At 58.3% G+C, this 15661-nt stretch carries 11 protein-coding genes and 2 pseudogenes; 2 read left to right on the top strand and 11 right to left on the bottom strand.

What is annotated here, in order from left to right; translation table 11 throughout:
- Positions 1 to 72: 72 nt before the first annotated feature.
- The 11 genes and pseudogenes from AC3ISI_RS07575 to mtnA form a co-directional block, all read right to left on the bottom strand.
- Positions 73 to 234, bottom strand: a pseudogene (locus AC3ISI_RS07575) (DUF1049 domain-containing protein); the annotation flags it as partial.
- A pseudogene (locus AC3ISI_RS07570) lies at positions 233 to 408 on the bottom strand (HU family DNA-binding protein); the annotation flags it as partial. The pseudogenes AC3ISI_RS07575 and AC3ISI_RS07570, both read right to left, overlap by 2 nt.
- A gap of 70 nt (positions 409 to 478) precedes the next feature.
- On the bottom strand, positions 479 to 760 hold the full coding sequence (locus AC3ISI_RS07565; RefSeq protein WP_489336216.1) for a hypothetical protein: 282 nt from the start codon (positions 758 to 760) through the stop codon (positions 479 to 481).
- A gap of 218 nt (positions 761 to 978) precedes the next feature.
- Complete coding sequence (gene rpsA, locus AC3ISI_RS07560) at positions 979 to 2670, bottom strand: 30S ribosomal protein S1 (protein WP_046031753.1); 1692 nt, start codon at positions 2668 to 2670, stop codon at positions 979 to 981.
- Positions 2671 to 2790: 120 nt separating this feature from the next.
- The gene (cmk, locus tag AC3ISI_RS07555; protein ID WP_489336214.1) at positions 2791 to 3480 is read right to left on the bottom strand and encodes a (d)CMP kinase; all 690 of its coding nucleotides are present in this window, start codon (positions 3478 to 3480) and stop codon (positions 2791 to 2793) included.
- A complete protein-coding gene (locus AC3ISI_RS07550; protein WP_489337649.1) occupies positions 3477 to 5684 on the bottom strand; it encodes a bifunctional prephenate dehydrogenase/3-phosphoshikimate 1-carboxyvinyltransferase in 2208 nt (735 codons plus the stop codon). The genes cmk and AC3ISI_RS07550 overlap by 4 nt, the downstream gene beginning before the upstream one ends.
- A 28-nt stretch (positions 5685 to 5712) precedes the next feature.
- Positions 5713 to 6825: a histidinol-phosphate transaminase gene (gene hisC, locus AC3ISI_RS07545; protein ID WP_489336213.1), complete on the bottom strand. Its 1113-nt coding sequence runs from the start codon at positions 6823 to 6825 to the stop codon at positions 5713 to 5715.
- A gap of 10 nt (positions 6826 to 6835) precedes the next feature.
- Positions 6836 to 7930 carry a prephenate dehydratase gene (gene pheA / locus AC3ISI_RS07540; RefSeq protein WP_033055815.1) on the bottom strand — a complete coding sequence of 365 codons (1095 nt, stop codon included), beginning with the start codon at positions 7928 to 7930 and terminating at the stop codon, positions 6836 to 6838.
- Positions 7930 to 9015, bottom strand: a complete 1086-nt coding sequence (serC, locus tag AC3ISI_RS07535; protein ID WP_489336212.1) for a 3-phosphoserine/phosphohydroxythreonine transaminase — start codon at positions 9013 to 9015, stop codon at positions 7930 to 7932. Before serC ends, pheA begins: the two co-directional genes overlap by 1 nt.
- 252 nt (positions 9016 to 9267) lie before the next feature.
- Positions 9268 to 11922, bottom strand: a complete 2655-nt coding sequence (gene gyrA, locus AC3ISI_RS07530; protein WP_007945812.1) for a DNA gyrase subunit A — start codon at positions 11920 to 11922, stop codon at positions 9268 to 9270.
- Between the two features lie 459 nt (positions 11923 to 12381).
- The gene (gene mtnA / locus AC3ISI_RS07525) at positions 12382 to 13458 is read right to left on the bottom strand and encodes an S-methyl-5-thioribose-1-phosphate isomerase (protein ID WP_489336211.1); all 1077 of its coding nucleotides are present in this window, start codon (positions 13456 to 13458) and stop codon (positions 12382 to 12384) included.
- 108 nt (positions 13459 to 13566) lie between these two features.
- Between mtnA and AC3ISI_RS07520 the strand changes: the two genes are divergently transcribed.
- Positions 13567 to 14901 (top strand): TRZ/ATZ family hydrolase, encoded by a 1335-nt coding sequence (locus AC3ISI_RS07520; protein WP_489336210.1) that lies wholly within the window; start codon positions 13567 to 13569, stop codon positions 14899 to 14901.
- A gap of 58 nt (positions 14902 to 14959) precedes the next feature.
- Positions 14960 to 15658, top strand: coding sequence for a bifunctional 2-polyprenyl-6-hydroxyphenol methylase/3-demethylubiquinol 3-O-methyltransferase UbiG (gene ubiG / locus AC3ISI_RS07515; protein WP_477792437.1), 699 nt, complete (start codon positions 14960 to 14962; stop codon positions 15656 to 15658).
- Positions 15659 to 15661 lie beyond the last annotated feature (3 nt).

Below are 15661 nucleotides of genomic sequence, written 5' to 3'. Positions count from 1 at the left end.
TAACGAAGGTTTTACTAATGGAGATAGACAAGCTGCGAGACAAATTCGACGTGCATCTCGGGCTTATTGCAATCAGACAGCGTGCTTGCGCGAAGATCTGAACGCACGTCCCAAGACCCAACTCAGAATCGGTCCGATTGCCATGCTGATCAATAGCGCCAAGACCGAGAGCAACGAAACTGGTAGCCGTGACCCAAAGAGCAACAGAGAAATCGATTGCTGATTTTCTAGGATCGTCGTCATTCATCCGACCTATAAGCTCTTTTGCCGGCTTGAAATGCGGGACGAACTTACCATCGAGACTGACGGACTGACCGGTTTTTGGATTACGACCTACGAACGTTGCGCGATAGTGCAGAGAGAAGCTGCCAAACCAAGGGCCTCGATGCGATCACCGGTGACCAGGCATGGAATTTGAACAGCCTGAGTTTTGCCCCCCCCGAACAAGCCAACCAATCTCAAAGAACCTCAACACAGATCAACCTCGACAGACCACCAGCATGGTCCGCGTGAAGTAGCCCGCAGGATTGAAGCCAAAAGGGAATACATCCTCATCCTTGGCATCATCAGACCTTACCAAGACCCTATAGCCCGCCGCCTTACATTCCTTTTCCGCACGTTTGAGGCACTTCTCCCACCCGGAACCCAGCCCCGAACAGTCGATTTCGATACCACTGACCCCATGCACAACATGGGTTTTGGCATTAGTGGCACAACCCGCCAATGTCAGTACTGCCATTACGACAATGAGCTTGTTCATTCACTTCCTTATGCCGGCCGCCCTGCCCGACTGTCATTCACGTCAAACTATAGGTTAGCCGCAAATAAACGATTGATCCGATTAAAGAAAGAGACAGCTTATCCAGCATGTTGGTTGCACAAGCAACCATTGCAGCCGCAAGCATCAGCGACACCCATCAAATCGCAGGCATGAAAAAGGGCGACCGAAGCCGCCCTTTTTCTATGGTCTGACAGAACTTAGTTCTGTTTTTCCATTTGTGCACGCAACAGGTCGCCCAGAGTGGTAGGACCAGCAGCGACGTCAGCAGCAGGCTTGTCTTTCAAGCTCTGGATTGCTTCTTTCTCGTCTTCAACGTCTTTCGACTTGATCGACAGCTGGATTACGCGGCTCTTACGGTCAACGCTGATGATCTTGGCTTCTACTTCTTCGCCTTCTTTCAGAACGTTGCGCGCGTCTTCAACGCGGTCACGGCTGATTTCGGAGGCTTTCAGAGTCGCTTCGATATCGTCGGCCAGAGTGATGATGGCGCCTTTAGCGTCAACTTCTTTCACGATGCCTTTAACGATTGCGCCTTTATCGTTCTCTTGAACGTACTCGGAGAACGGATCGCTTTCCAGTTGCTTGATACCCAGGGAGATGCGCTCGCGCTCTGGGTCAACCGACAGGATAACGGTGTCCAGCTCGTCGCCCTTCTTGAAGCGGCGAACGGCTTCTTCGCCCACTTCGTTCCAGGAGATGTCGGACAGGTGAACCAGACCGTCGATGCCGCCGTCCAGACCAATGAAGATACCGAAATCGGTGATCGACTTGATGGTGCCGGAGATTTTATCGCCCTTGTTGAACTGGCCAGAGAAATCTTCCCATGGGTTAGATTTGCACTGTTTGATGCCGAGGGAGATACGACGACGCTCTTCGTCGATGTCCAGAACCATAACTTCCACTTCGTCGCCGACTTGTACGACTTTCGAAGGGTGGATGTTCTTGTTGGTCCAGTCCATTTCGGAAACGTGTACCAGACCTTCAACGCCTTCTTCCAGCTCAGCGAAGCAGCCGTAGTCGGTCAGGTTGGTTACACGAGCGGTAACGCGAGTGCTTTCTGGGTAACGGGCTTTGATAGCAACCCATGGATCTTCGCCCAGTTGCTTGAGGCCCAGGGAAACACGATTGCGTTCGCGATCGTACTTCAGAACCTTGACATCAATCTCGTCGCCAACGTTGACGATTTCGGAAGGATGCTTGATACGCTTCCAAGCCATGTCGGTAATGTGCAGCAGGCCATCGACACCACCCAGATCGACGAATGCGCCGTAATCGGTGAGGTTTTTGACGATACCTTTGACTTGCTGACCTTCCTGCAGGGATTCCAGCAGAGCTTCACGCTCGGCGGAGTTCTCGGCTTCGAGGACGCTGCGACGGGAAACGACAACGTTGTTGCGTTTCTGGTCGAGTTTGATGACCTTGAATTCCAGCTCTTTGCCTTCCAGGTGCGTAGTATCGCGCACAGGACGGACGTCAACCAGAGAACCTGGCAGGAACGCACGGATGCCGTTAACGTCGACAGTGAAGCCGCCTTTAACCTTACCGTTGATAACGCCCTTGACCACTTCTTCGGCTGCGAAGGCTGCTTCCAGAACAATCCAGCATTCAGCGCGCTTGGCTTTTTCACGGGACAGCTTGGTTTCACCAAAGCCGTCTTCAACCGAGTCCAGAGCAACGTGAACTTCATCACCGACGTTGATGTTCAGTTCGCCAGCGTCGTTGTAGAACTGCTCAAGCGGGATGAGTGCTTCAGACTTCAGGCCAGCGTGAACGGTTACCCAGCGAGCCTGGTAATCGATATCAACGATAACACCGGTGATGATGGAGCCTGCCTGAAGGTTCAGGGTTTTTAGGCTTTCTTCAAAGAGTTCCGCAAAGCTTTCGCTCATTTTAATTCCTGTTGATGAGGGCGAAGACTACGCCCATCTCCACACCCCAGACGGTATGGGTTAGTTTCATTTAAAAGAAGCCACCGCAGGACTATGACTGGTCCCCTGCGGCCTTCTTGGTCACCCGGCGATATCGCGAATGGCGATCTCGCTCATGATGCGTTCCAGCACCTGATCGATGGATAATTCCGTGGAATCCAGCTGTATGGCGTCAGCCGCCGGTTTGAGCGGGGCTACCGCTCGCTGGGTGTCGCGCTCATCGCGGACACGTATCTCATCTAGCAGACTCGACAGACTAACACCATCGACTTTGCCCTTCAACTGCAAGTATCGACGGCGCGCACGCTCCTCGGCACTGGCAGTGAGGAAAATCTTCAAGGGCGCGTCCGGAAATACAACGGTGCCCATATCGCGGCCATCGGCTACCAGCCCCGGCGCTTCCTGAAAAGCACGCTGGCGTTGCAGCAGCGCCTCGCGTACGGCGGGCAATGCAGCGACTTGGGACGCGCCGGCACCGACACTTTCCGTACGAATCACATCGCTGACTTCGTCGCCCTCGAGAATGATTCGCTGCAGCTGACCGTCCGTCGCAGCAATGAATTGCACATCCAGATGAGCGGCCAATTTCTTCAGCAACTCTTCATTGGTCAGATCAACACCATGATTGTGCGCAGCGAACGCCAGCAGACGGTACAGCGCACCGGAATCCAGAAGATTCCAGCCCAGACGCTTCGCCAGTATCCCGGCGATCGTGCCTTTACCGGAACCGCTCGGGCCATCAATGGTAATGACTGGCGACTTGTTGATCACGACTGAGCCTCTTCAGCAACCCGGATACCGACCTGCGCGCACAGTGCGAGGAAGTTCGGGAACGATGTCGCAACGTTCGCGCAGTCATGGATGCGGATCGGTGCAGTCGCGCGCAACGATGCAACGCTGAATGCCATGGCAATCCGGTGGTCGCCGTGACCATGCACTTCGCCGCCGCCGATCTGGCCGCCGTCGATGATGATGCCGTCCGGGGTCGGTTCGCATTTGACGCCCAGCGCCAGCAAGCCATCGGCCATGACCTGAATCCGGTCCGACTCCTTGACTCGCAACTCTTCAGCACCACGCAGGACAGTACGCCCTTCGGCGCAGGCCGCAGCCACGAACAGCACCGGGAATTCGTCGATAGCCAGTGGAACCAGCGCCTCGGGAATCTCGATACCTTTGAGTTTAGCTGCACGTACGCGCAAGTCCGCGACGGGCTCGCCGCCGACTTCACGCTGGTTTTCCAGGGTGATATCGCCGCCCATCAGACGCAGGATGTCGATCACGCCGGTACGGGTCGGGTTGATGCCGACGTGTTCCAGCACCAGCTCCGAACCTTCGGCGATCGACGCCGCCACGAGGAAAAACGCGGAGGACGAGATATCGCCCGGCACTTCAATGTGGGTCGCCGTCAGCTTGTGGCCGGATTCAACCGAAGCGGTTGCGCCATTTACGCTAACCGGGTAGCCAAAGCCTTGCAGCATGCGTTCGGTATGGTCACGGGTCGGTGCAGGCTCAGTGACAGTGGTCTTGCCTTCGGCATACAGACCCGCCAGCAGCAAGCAGGATTTCACCTGAGCACTGGCCATCGGCATGGTGTAGGTCAGGCCTTTGAGCGTGTTGCCGCCACGAATGGTCATTGGCGGACGACCTTCAGCAGCGGTCTCGATCACGGCGCCCATTTCACGCAGTGGATTGGCCACACGATTCATCGGACGCTTGGACAGCGAAGCGTCGCCGGTCAGGGTGCTGTCGAAGTTCTGCGCAGCCAACAGCCCGGACAGCAGACGCATCGAGGTACCGGAGTTGCCCAGATAGATCGGGCCTGGTGCAGGCTTCAGGCCATGCAAGCCAACGCCGTGAATGGTCACACGACCATGGTGCGGACCTTCGATCACAACGCCCATGTCGCGGAAGGCTTGCAGGGTCGCCAGGGCGTCTTCGCCCTCGAGGAAGCCTTCGACTTCGGTAACGCCTTCGGCCAGGGAGCCGAGCATGATCGAACGGTGGGAAATCGATTTATCGCCCGGTACACGAATCCGCCCAGTCAGGCGGCCACCAGGTTGTGCCAGGAAAATCAGGTCGTTGGAATTCATAGCGTCCACATAGGCCCGGCGGGCCAGGATTTTACTGAAATGCTCGCGGGCAACCCGGGCGCGCGTGAACACGCCCAACAATTGGTGCCCATCCCCTGCATCGACCGCGTCGCGCAAGGCGTCGAGGTCGCTGCGAAATGTATCGAGTGTGCGCAGGACAGCTTCGCGGTTGGCGAGGAAGATGTCGTGCCACATGACCGGGTCGCTTCCCGCAATTCTTGTGAAATCGCGGAAACCACCGGCAGCGTAACGGAAGATCTCAAGGTTTTCATTGCGCTTGGCCAACGAATCGACCAAACCGAACGCCAGCAGGTGCGGCAAATGGCTGGTCGCCGCCAACACTTCATCGTGGCGCTCGACCTGCATGTGCTCGACATCGGCGCCCAATTCGCGCCACAACCGGTCGACCACTGCCAACGCGGCCGGATCGGTTTGATCCAGCGGTGTCAGAATCACTTTATGACGACGGAACAGCTCGGCGTTGGAGGCTTCCACCCCGCTCTGCTCGGAACCGGCAATCGGATGCCCCGGCACAAAACGCGACGGCATACCGCCAAACGCTTCAGTCGCCGCACGGACGACATTGCCCTTGGCGCTACCGACGTCGGTCAGAATGGCCGACCCCAGATCCATTGCAGCCAGGCGCGCCAGCATTTTTTCCATGGCAAGGATCGGGATGGCCAGTTGAATCACGTCAGCGCCCTGACAGGCAGCAGCCAGGTCTTCTTCACAGCGATCCACCACGCCCAACTCAACCGCCAGCTTGCGCGATTGCGGGTCGAGATCGACCCCGACCACTTCGCGACACAGACCGCTTTCACGCATGCCCTTGGCGAACGAACCACCGATCAATCCCAGACCGACCACCACCAGGCGACCGATCATAGGTGCAGCAGATTGCAGTGCAGTGACATCAACCACGAGCCAGAACCTTGGTCAGCGCCTCTAGGAAGCGGCTGTTTTCCGCCGGCAAACCGATGGTGATGCGCAGGTGGTTCGGCATGCCGTAGTTGGCCACCGGACGCACAATCACGCCTTCGCGCAACAAGCCCTGAAACACCGGCGCAGCAACGCGACCGAGGTCGACGCAAATGAAGTTGCCTTTGGACGGAATCCAGCTCAACCCCAACTCACGGAAACCGGCTTCCAGTTGCAGCATGCCGGACTCGTTCAGGCGACGGCTTTCAGCCAGGTATTCGCTGTCTTTCAGCGCAGCGCAGGCAGCAGCCAGTGCCAGACTGTTAACGTTGAACGGCTGACGCACGCGGTTCAGCACGTCCGCGACCACGGCGGTGGACAAGCCATAGCCGACTCGCAACGCCGCCAGGCCGTAAGCCTTGGAGAACGTGCGCGAAACCAGCAGGTTCGGATAAGCCGCCAGATAGTCCAGACCGTCCGGCAAGTCGCTGCCCTCGGCGTATTCGATGTAGGCCTCGTCCAGCACCACCAGCACATGCGCCGGAACATCCTGGAGGAATTCGTCCAGGGCTTCGGCATCAAACCAGGTGCCGGTCGGGTTGTTCGGGTTGGCGATGAAGACCACGCGAGTGTCAGCATCGATCGCTGCCAGCATGGCCGACAGGTCATGCCCCCAGTCTTTGGCCGGAATCACTTTGGCCTGGGCACCTACGGCTTGGGTCACAATCGGATAGACCGCAAACGCGTGCTCGCTGAACACGGCGTTGAGGCCCGGCGCCAGATAGGCGCGCGCGACCAGCTCCAGAATGTCGTTGGAGCCATTGCCCAGCGTCACTTGATTCAGTTCGACACGGCACTGCTCGGCCAACAGGGTCTTGAGTGCAAAGCCGTTGCCGTCCGGGTACCGGGTCAGTTCAGCCAGCGCATTCTGAATCGCCGTCAGAGCCTTGGGACTCGGGCCCAACGGGTTTTCATTACTGGCCAGTTTGACGATGCTTGCCGGATCGAGATCCAGCTCGCGCGCCAGCTCGTCCACAGGCTTGCCCGGGACGTACGGCGAAAGTTGTTGCACGCCCGGCTGTGCCAGAGCGAGGAAGTCACCACTCATTTGCTACCCCTTAGAGAACTGCTTTCGGGTAGGAACCCAGCACTTTGAGTGCCACTGCTTCCTGACTGATCTTTTCCAGCACACCTTTGATCAATGGATCGCGATGGTGGCCGACGAAGTCGATGAAGAACACGTAGGTCCATTTACCGCTGCGCGACGGACGCGTCTCGATGCGCGTCAAGTCGATACCGTTGTCATGGAACGGCACCAGCAATTCGTGAAGCGCACCCGGTTTGTTGCTCATGGAGACGATGATCGATGTTTTGTCGTCGCCCGTCGGCGGCACTTCCTGGCTGCCGATCATCAGGAATCGTGTGGAGTTATCCGGACGATCCTCGATTTTTTCGGCCAGTCGGGTCAGCCCGTACAGGCCTGCAGCCATGTCGCCGGCAATGGCCGCCGAGTTCCACTCACCTTTAACCCGCTTGGCCGCTTCGGCGTTGCTGGACACTGCCACGCGCTCGACATTCGGGTAATGGGCGTCCAGCCACTTGCGGCACTGAGCCAGCGACTGAGCGTGGGAATAGATGCGGCTGATGCTGTCAGTCTTGGTGTTTTCTCCGACCAACAGGTGGTGGTGAATCCGCAACTCGACTTCACCACAGATGACCATGTCGTGTTCTAGGAAGCTGTCGAGGGTATGGTTGACCGCGCCCTCGGTGGAGTTTTCCACCGGAACCACGCCAAAATTCACCGCACCGGCCGCCACTTCGCGGAACACTTCGTCGATCGCCGCCATCGGCTTGCTGATCACAGCGTGGCCGAAGTGTTTCATGGCCGCTGCCTGCGTGAACGTGCCTTCAGGACCGAGGTAAGCCACTTTCAGCGGCTGCTCGAGCGCCAGACACGAGGACATGATTTCGCGAAACAACCGCGCCATCTCTTCGTTACCCAGCGGCCCTTTATTACGCTCCATCACACGCTTGAGCACCTGAGCTTCGCGCTCAGGACGATAGAACACCGGCACTTCGCCTTCGGCCAGCGAGGCCATCTTTACTCGCGCAACTTCCTGGGCGCAGCGTGCGCGCTCACTGATCAACTCCAGGACTTTCTCGTCCAGGGCATCAATGCGCAGGCGCAGTGCCTTGAGTTCTTGCTCAGACATTAGCCGTGTTCCTTCTCGAACTCTGCCATGTACGAAATCAAAGCGTTGACCGCAACGATGTCGACGGCGTTATAGATGGAGGCGCGCATGCCGCCCACGGAACGGTGACCCTTGAGGTTCAACAGGCCTCGCTCGTCGGCACCGACCAAAAATGGCTTGTCCAGACGGTCGTCAGCGAGACGGAATGGCACGTTCATCCACGAGCGGTCGGATTTGTTGATCGGGTTGCTGTACAAGCCGCTGGCGTCGATGAAGTCGTACAGCGTGCGCTGCTTCACTTCGTTGAGCTTGCCGATGGCTTCAACACCACCCTGCTCTTTCAGCCACTCGAACACCAGACCGGACAAGTACCAGGCCAAGGTTGGCGGGGTGTTGTACATCGAGCCGTTATCGGCCGCGACCTTGTAGTTGAGCATGGTCGGGCACAGGGAACGAGCGTGCCCCAGCAGGTCTTCGCGAACGATGTTGACCACGATACCGCTCGGGCCGATGTTTTTCTGGGCGCCGGCGTAGATCATGCCAAAGCGCGAAACATCGATCGGGCGCGAGAGAATGTCCGAAGACATGTCGGCCACCAGCGGAACATCACCGGTTTCAGGAGTCCACTGGAACTCCAGACCGCCGATGGTTTCGTTCGGCGCGTAATGAACGTAGGCCGCGTCTTTCGACAGGTTCCATTCGTTCTGACCGGGAATAGCGAAATAGTCGTAAGGCTTGGCGGTCCCGGCGACATTTACATTGCCGTAGCGCGAAGCTTCTTCGATGGCTTTCTGCGACCAGATACCGGTATCGATATAGTCGGCAGTGCCGTTTTCCGGCAACAGGTTCAGCGGGATCTGAGCAAATTGCTGGCTGGCGCCGCCTTGCAGAAACAGCACTTTATAGTTCGAGGGAATATTCAGCAGATCACGCAGATCCTGCTCGGCCTTGGTGGCAATGGACACGAACTCATCACTGCGATGGCTCATTTCCATGACCGACAGGCCCTTGCCGTGCCAATCAAGGAGTTCACCCTGGGCGCGCTGCAGGACAGCTTCGGGAAGTGCCGCAGGACCGGCACAGAAGTTATAGGCTCTCTTGCTCACATCCAATCTCGCTCTGATTTGGTGGTAATCACGCAATAAATCACAACATCAATCGACACAGAGTCTCTGCCAAAGCAGAAAACCTGTGGGAGCGAGCCTGCTCGCGAATGCATCACCGCGGTGTCTCAGAGGTACCGCAGCGCCTGCATCGCGAGCAGGCTCGCTCCCACAAGGGATCTCCACTGATATCGAAATTTTCCGTACGGACAAACAACAAGGGGGCGAATTCTCATCCGCCCCCTATGTGTTCGCTTACTCTTGTGGCTCTTCGTCAGCGGCGGCATCGAGTTGCTGATCGTCAACAACGTCGTCGATCACGACTTCGCCAACGAACTCTGCACCCTCTTCACCTTCCAGCTCTTCACCTTCGACTTCCGACGGCTCCTGAACCCGCTCCAGACCGACCAGTGTTTCATCGCTGGCCAACTTGATCAGGGTCACGCCCTGGGTGTTACGACCCAGGCTGGACACTTCGTCGACACGGGTACGAACCAAGGTGCCCTGGTCGGAAATCAGCATGATTTCCTCACCATCGAGCACCTGGACCGCGCCGACCAGACGGCCGTTACGGTCGTTGCTGACCATGGCGATAACGCCCTGACCGCCACGCTTGTACTCAGGGAACTCGGTGATCGCCGTACGCTTGCCGAAACCGCGGGCCGAAGCCGTGAGGATCTGGCTGCCTTCTTCCGGGATCAGCATGGAAATCAGCTTCTGGCCTTCCGGCAGACGCATGCCGCGCACACCGCGAGCGGTACGGCCCATGGCGCGAACGTCGGTTTCCTTGAAACGGGTAACCTTGCCGCCGTCGGAGAACAGCATGACTTCGCGCTCGCCATCGGTAATGGCGGCAGAAATCAGTACGTCACCTTCGTCCAGCTCCAGCGCGATCAGACCGACGCTGCGTTGACGGCTGAAGGATTCCAGCGGGGTCTTCTTCACGGTGCCTTTGGCGGTCGCCATGAAGATGAAATGACCTTCGGTGTATTCCTCGACCGGCAGCATGGTGGTGATGTACTCATCACTGTCCAGCGGCAGCAGGTTGACCAGCGGACGACCACGGGCTGCGCGGGACGCTTCTGGAATTTCGTAGGTTTTCAGCCAGTACACTTTGCCTTTGCTGGAGAACAGCAGCAGCGTCGTGTGGCTGTTGGCGACCAGCAGGTGAGCGATGTAATCCTCATCTTTCACGCCGGTAGCCGATTTGCCTTTACCGCCACGACGCTGTGCCTGGTACGCAGCCAATGGCTGGGTCTTGGCATAGCCACCGTGGGAAATGGTCACGACGCGCTCTTCTTCCGGGATCATGTCACCCAGGGTCAGGTCGAGACGGGCATCGAGGATCTCGGTGCGACGCACATCGCCGTACTCGGCGCGGATCACTTCCAGCTCTTCGCGGATCACTTCCATCAGGCGCGTGGCGCTGCTGAGGATGCGGATCAGTTCGCCGATCTGGTTGAGGATCTCTTGATACTCGGCCAGCAGCTTTTCGTGTTCCAGACCGGTCAGACGGTGCAGACGCAGTTCCAGAATGGCTTGCGCCTGTTCCGGCGACAGGAAGTACTTGCCGTCGCGCAGGCCGTATTGCGGATCCAGGGTCTCTGGACGGCAAGAATCGGCACCAGCACGCTCAACCATGGCCACCACGGCGGAGGATTCCCAGGCCGTGCTGATCAACGCTTCCTTGGCTTCCGATGGCGTTGGCGAGGCCTTGATCAGGGCGATGACCGGGTCGATGTTCGACAGGGCAACCGCTTGACCTTCGAGAATGTGACCACGTTCGCGAGCTTTACGCAGTTCGAACACGGTACGGCGGGTAACAACTTCGCGACGGTGACGAACGAAAGCTTCCAGCAGGTCCTTGAGGTTCAGGATCCGTGGACGGCCGTCGATCAGCGCAACGATGTTGATACCGAACACCGCTTGCAACTGGGTCTGGGCGTAGAGGTTGTTGAGAATCACCTCAGGCACTTCGCCGCGACGCAATTCGATCACAACGCGCATACCGTCTTTGTCGGACTCGTCGCGCAGCTCGGTGATGCCTTCTAGCTTCTTCTCTTTAACCAGCTCGGCGATCTTCTCGATCAGACGAGCCTTGTTGAGCTGGTAAGGGAGCTCGGTAATGACGATCTGCTGACGGCCACCGACCTTATCGATGTCTTCGATTGTCGAGCGGGCGCGCATGTAAATGCGCCCGCGACCGGTGCGGTAGGCTTCGATGATGCCGGCGCGACCGTTGATGATCGCGGCGGTCGGGAAGTCCGGACCGGGGATGTATTGCATCAGCTCATCGATGGTCAACTCTGGGTTGTCGATGAGGGCCAGGCAACCGTCGATGACTTCACCGAGGTTGTGCGGCGGAATGTTAGTCGCCATGCCCACGGCGATACCGCTGGAGCCGTTGACGAGCAGGTTGGGGATACGGGTCGGCATGACCGCCGGGATCATTTCGGTGCCGTCGTAGTTCGGCACCCAGTCCACGGTTTCTTTGTGCAGGTCAGCCAGCAACTCGTGCGCCAGCTTGGTCATGCGCACTTCGGTGTATCGCATGGCCGCGGCGTTATCGCCGTCCACCGAACCGAAGTTGCCTTGACCATCTACCAGCAGGTAACGCAGCGAGAACGGCTGCGCCATGCGGACGATGGTGTCGTACACCGCGGTATCACCGTGCGGGTGATACTTACCGATGACGTCACCGACAACACGGGCAGATTTCTTGTACGGCTTGTTGAAGTCGTTGCCCAGCTCGCTCATCGCGAACAGCACACGCCGGTGCACGGGCTTCAAGCCATCGCGCGCATCCGGCAGGGCCCGCCCGACAATTACGCTCATTGCGTAGTCGAGGTAGGACTGCTTCAGCTCGTCTTCGATATTGACCGGGAGGATTTCTTTGGCCAGTTCGCCCATGAGAAGCTCGATTCCTTTTTCTGGTGAAACTTCGTCACATCCATATGGGACGAACGAAGCTCGCCGCTGCAGGCTGAGTGCCATACACCGACTTACGACAAATCAACAAATGAACCATGGATTTGCGCAGTAAAGACAACCCCGGGGGGCTGCCTCGGAAAACGCCGGATGTTATCACAAGAGCCGCCACGCACCTATCCCCCAGACGCGCATGGAGCATAGTAAGTTGACCGGTGACAGGCTTGAGGGAGACGAGAGGGGCTTAGAGCAGCGCCGAATCAAAAAATCATGCCTGATTCACGCTGATTCATTGACTTTGATGGCCTCTTCGCGGGCAAGCCCGCTCCTACAGGGGTCACTGCAAGCCCGATACTTCCCGAACGACGCAGAACCTTGTGGGAGCGGCGGTGCGGCGATCCGACTTGCCCGCGAAAGCGATCTTTCAGGCCCTGGAAATTATTAATGCAAACGTTTACGGCACATCAACTGCGCCATTTTCGCGGTGTCCGGCCGCTCGACGATGCCTTTTTCGGTGACGATCACGTCGATCAGGTCCGCAGGCGTCACATCGAACACCGGGTTGAACGCATCGACATCCGCCCCGACCCGCTTGCCGCCGATCTCTAGCAACTCACGGCCGTCACGCTCTTCGATTGGAATATCGTCGCCACTGGCCATGTTCAAGTCGATGGTCGAGCTCGGCGCCACCACCATGAAGCGCACGCCATGGTGCATGGCGTTGACCGCCAGTTGATAGGTGCCGATTTTGTTCGCCACATCGCCATTGGCGGTGATGCGGTCCGCTCCGACGACCACCCAGGTCACGCCTTTGGTTTTCATGATGTGCGCGGCGGCGGAGTCGGCATTCACGGTCACAGGAATGCCTTCATTGGCCAGCTCCCATGCGGTCAAACGCGAACCCTGCAGCCACGGCCGGGTTTCGTTGGCGTAAACGCGCTCGACCATGCCTTCGATAAAGGCTCCACGAATAACGCCCAGCGCCGTGCCAAAGCCACCGGTGGCCAGCGCGCCGGTGTTGCAGTGGGTCAGGATCGTCTGGGCGTTTCCCTGGTGCTTGCGGATCAGGTCCACACCCAGTTGGGCCATGGTCAGGTTGGCTTCGCGATCACTTTCATGAATGGCGATGGCTTCTGCCTCCAGCGCCACCAGAGGGTCTGCGTCTTCCTTGAGACGGTCCAGGCGGTCACGCATGCGACTCAAGGCCCAGAACAGATTCACCGCTGTTGGACGGGAATCGGCCAATAACGCGTAATCCTCTTCCCACGCTGCCTGCCAGTCACCGCCCTCGGCAATTCGCGCGCGAGCTGACAGCACCATGGCATACGCCGCACTGATGCCAATCGCTGGCGCACCGCGTACCACCATCGAACGGATGGCCTCGGCCACACCGGCTGCACTGGTATAGGCGATCCAGGTTTCTTCGAAAGGCAAAATACGCTGATCCAGCAGGTACAGGGCGCCATCACGCCAATCGATGGCCTTCACTTTCTCTGCAGCCAACAGTCGATCGCGCATCCCTCACCCCGCACTCAAGCACAAAAGCCGCCGATTATAGCGATCCCCCCGCGAAGACGCTCGGGTATACTTCGCCATCCTTTACAAAAGCACTGGAACCGATTCTCGATGCCGAACACTGCCGCTGCGCTCGACTTGTTGTTGCTGCCGACCTGGCTGGTACCCGTCGAACCCGCTGGCGTTGTCCTCAAAGAGCATGGCTTGGGCATCCGTGACGGACGCATCGTTTTTATCGGCCCACGTTCGGCTGCACTGAAGTTTAATGCAACCGAAGTCCGTGAGTTGCCGGATATGCTGCTCACCCCTGGCCTGATCAATGCCCATGGGCACGCCGCCATGACGCTGTTTCGAGGCCTGGCCGATGACTTGCCACTGATGAGCTGGCTGGAAAACCACATCTGGCCAGCAGAAGCCAAGTGGGTCGATGAAGAGTTCGTACGAGATGGCACGGACCTGGCCATCGCCGAACAGATCAAAGGTGGCATCACCTGCTTCTCAGACATGTATTTCTTCCCAAAGGTTGCCAGCGAGCGCGTACATAACAGCGGTATTCGCGCACAAATTGCGATTCCAATCCTCGACTTCCCTATCCCGGGCGCCAGCACGGCGGACGACGCTATTCGTCAGGGCGTGGAATTGTTTGGCGACCTCAAGCACCACGAGCGCATCAAAATCACCTTCGGGCCCCATGCCCCCTATACCGTGGGCGACGAAAACCTGGAGAAAGTCCGCGTAATCGCCGAAGAGCTTGACGCTTCGATCCACATGCACGTCCATGAAACCGCCTTCGAAGTGCAGCAATCGATCGAGCAGAGCGGTGAACGCCCGCTGGCTCGCCTCGGCCGCCTGGGTTTGCTCGGACCAAGGTTCCAGGCCGTTCACATGACACAAATCAGCGATGAAGACTTGGTGATGCTGGTAGAAACCAATACCAATGTGATTCATTGCCCGGAATCCAACCTCAAGCTGGCCAGCGGTTTTTGCCCGGTCGAGCGGTTGTGGCAGGCGGGCGTCAATGTGGCCGTCGGCACCGATGGCGCGGCCAGCAACAACGACCTCGACCTGCTAGGCGAAATCCGCACCGCTGCGCTGCTGGCCAAAGCCGTCGCTGGCTCGGCCACCGCACTGGATGCTCATCGCGCCTTGCGCATGGCCACGCTCAATGGCGCCCGCGCCTTGGGGATCGAAGCTGAAACGGGCTCGCTGGAAGTCGGCAAGGCGGCCGATATGGTGGCGTTTGACCTCTCAGGCCTGGCGCAGCAACCGGTCTATGACCCGGTTTCTCAACTGATCTACGCCACCGGCAGGGACTGCGTGAAACACCTATGGGTGGCCGGCAAGCAACTGCTTGACGACCGGCGCCTGACCCGCCTCGATGAAGAACAGTTATGCGCCACCGCCAAGGCCTGGGGCCAGCGCATCAGTGGCCGCACCGAATCGTAAGATCCCCGGAGCAAAAAACCGGGGCAACAGGATTTTTCAAGTTTTAGAGGACTGAACCATGAGCAACGTCGACTACGCCGAAATCGCCAAATTCGAAGCCCTGGCCCATCGCTGGTGGGACCGTGAAAGCGAGTTCAAGCCGCTTCACGACATCAACCCGCTGCGGGTCAACTGGATTGACGAACGCGTCAAGCTGGCCGGCAAGAAGGTGCTGGACGTCGGTTGCGGCGGCGGGATTCTCAGCGAGGCCATGGCCCAGCGCGGCGCCACTGTCATGGGCATCGACATGGGTGAAGCGCCGCTTGCGGTCGCGCAATTGCATCAACTGGAATCCGGTGTGAACGTCGAATACCGACAGATCACCGCCGAAGGCCTCGCCGAAGAAATGCCCGAGCAATTCGACGTCGTCACGTGCCTGGAAATGCTCGAGCACGTACCGGATCCATCTTCGGTCATCCGTGCCTGCTTCCGCATGGTCAAGCCCGGCGGCCAAGTGTTCTTCTCCACCATCAACCGCAACCCGAAGGCGTACCTGTTCGCCATCGTCGGCGCTGAATACATCATGAAACTGCTGCCGCGCGGCACTCACGACTTCAAGAAGTTCATCCGCCCTTCCGAGCTTGGCGCCTGGAGTCGCATGGCAGGCCTGACCGTCAAAGACATCATAGGCCTGACCTACAACCCGTTGACCAAGCACTACAAACTGGCGGCCGACGTTGACGTCAACTACATGATCCAGACCCTGCGCGAGGAGTAAGCC

It is taken from the genome of Pseudomonas sp. GL_139_B, from assembly GCF_057834475.1.
The sequence above is the reverse complement of the archived record's forward strand: the minus strand, read 5'-3'. Positions and strand labels throughout refer to the sequence as shown.

Excerpts from the sequence above, each read along its gene's own strand:
- AC3ISI_RS07565 (WP_489336216.1), bottom strand. The coding sequence starts at position 760 with ATGAACAAGCTCATTGTCGTAATGGCAGTACTGACATTGGCGGGTTGT.
- rpsA (WP_046031753.1), bottom strand. The coding sequence starts at position 2,670 with ATGAGCGAAAGCTTTGCGGAACTCTTTGAAGAAAGCCTAAAAACCCTG.
- AC3ISI_RS07550 (WP_489337649.1), bottom strand. The coding sequence starts at position 5,684 with ATGATCGGTCGCCTGGTGGTGGTCGGTCTGGGATTGATCGGTGGTTCG.
- hisC (WP_489336213.1), bottom strand. The coding sequence starts at position 6,825 with ATGAGTGGTGACTTCCTCGCTCTGGCACAGCCGGGCGTGCAACAACTT.
- pheA (WP_033055815.1), bottom strand. The coding sequence starts at position 7,930 with ATGTCTGAGCAAGAACTCAAGGCACTGCGCCTGCGCATTGATGCCCTG.
- gyrA (WP_007945812.1), bottom strand. The coding sequence starts at position 11,922 with ATGGGCGAACTGGCCAAAGAAATCCTCCCGGTCAATATCGAAGACGAG.
- mtnA (WP_489336211.1), bottom strand. The coding sequence starts at position 13,458 with ATGCGCGATCGACTGTTGGCTGCAGAGAAAGTGAAGGCCATCGATTGG.
- AC3ISI_RS07520 (WP_489336210.1), top strand. The coding sequence starts at position 13,567 with ATGCCGAACACTGCCGCTGCGCTCGACTTGTTGTTGCTGCCGACCTGG.
- ubiG (WP_477792437.1), top strand. The coding sequence starts at position 14,960 with ATGAGCAACGTCGACTACGCCGAAATCGCCAAATTCGAAGCCCTGGCC.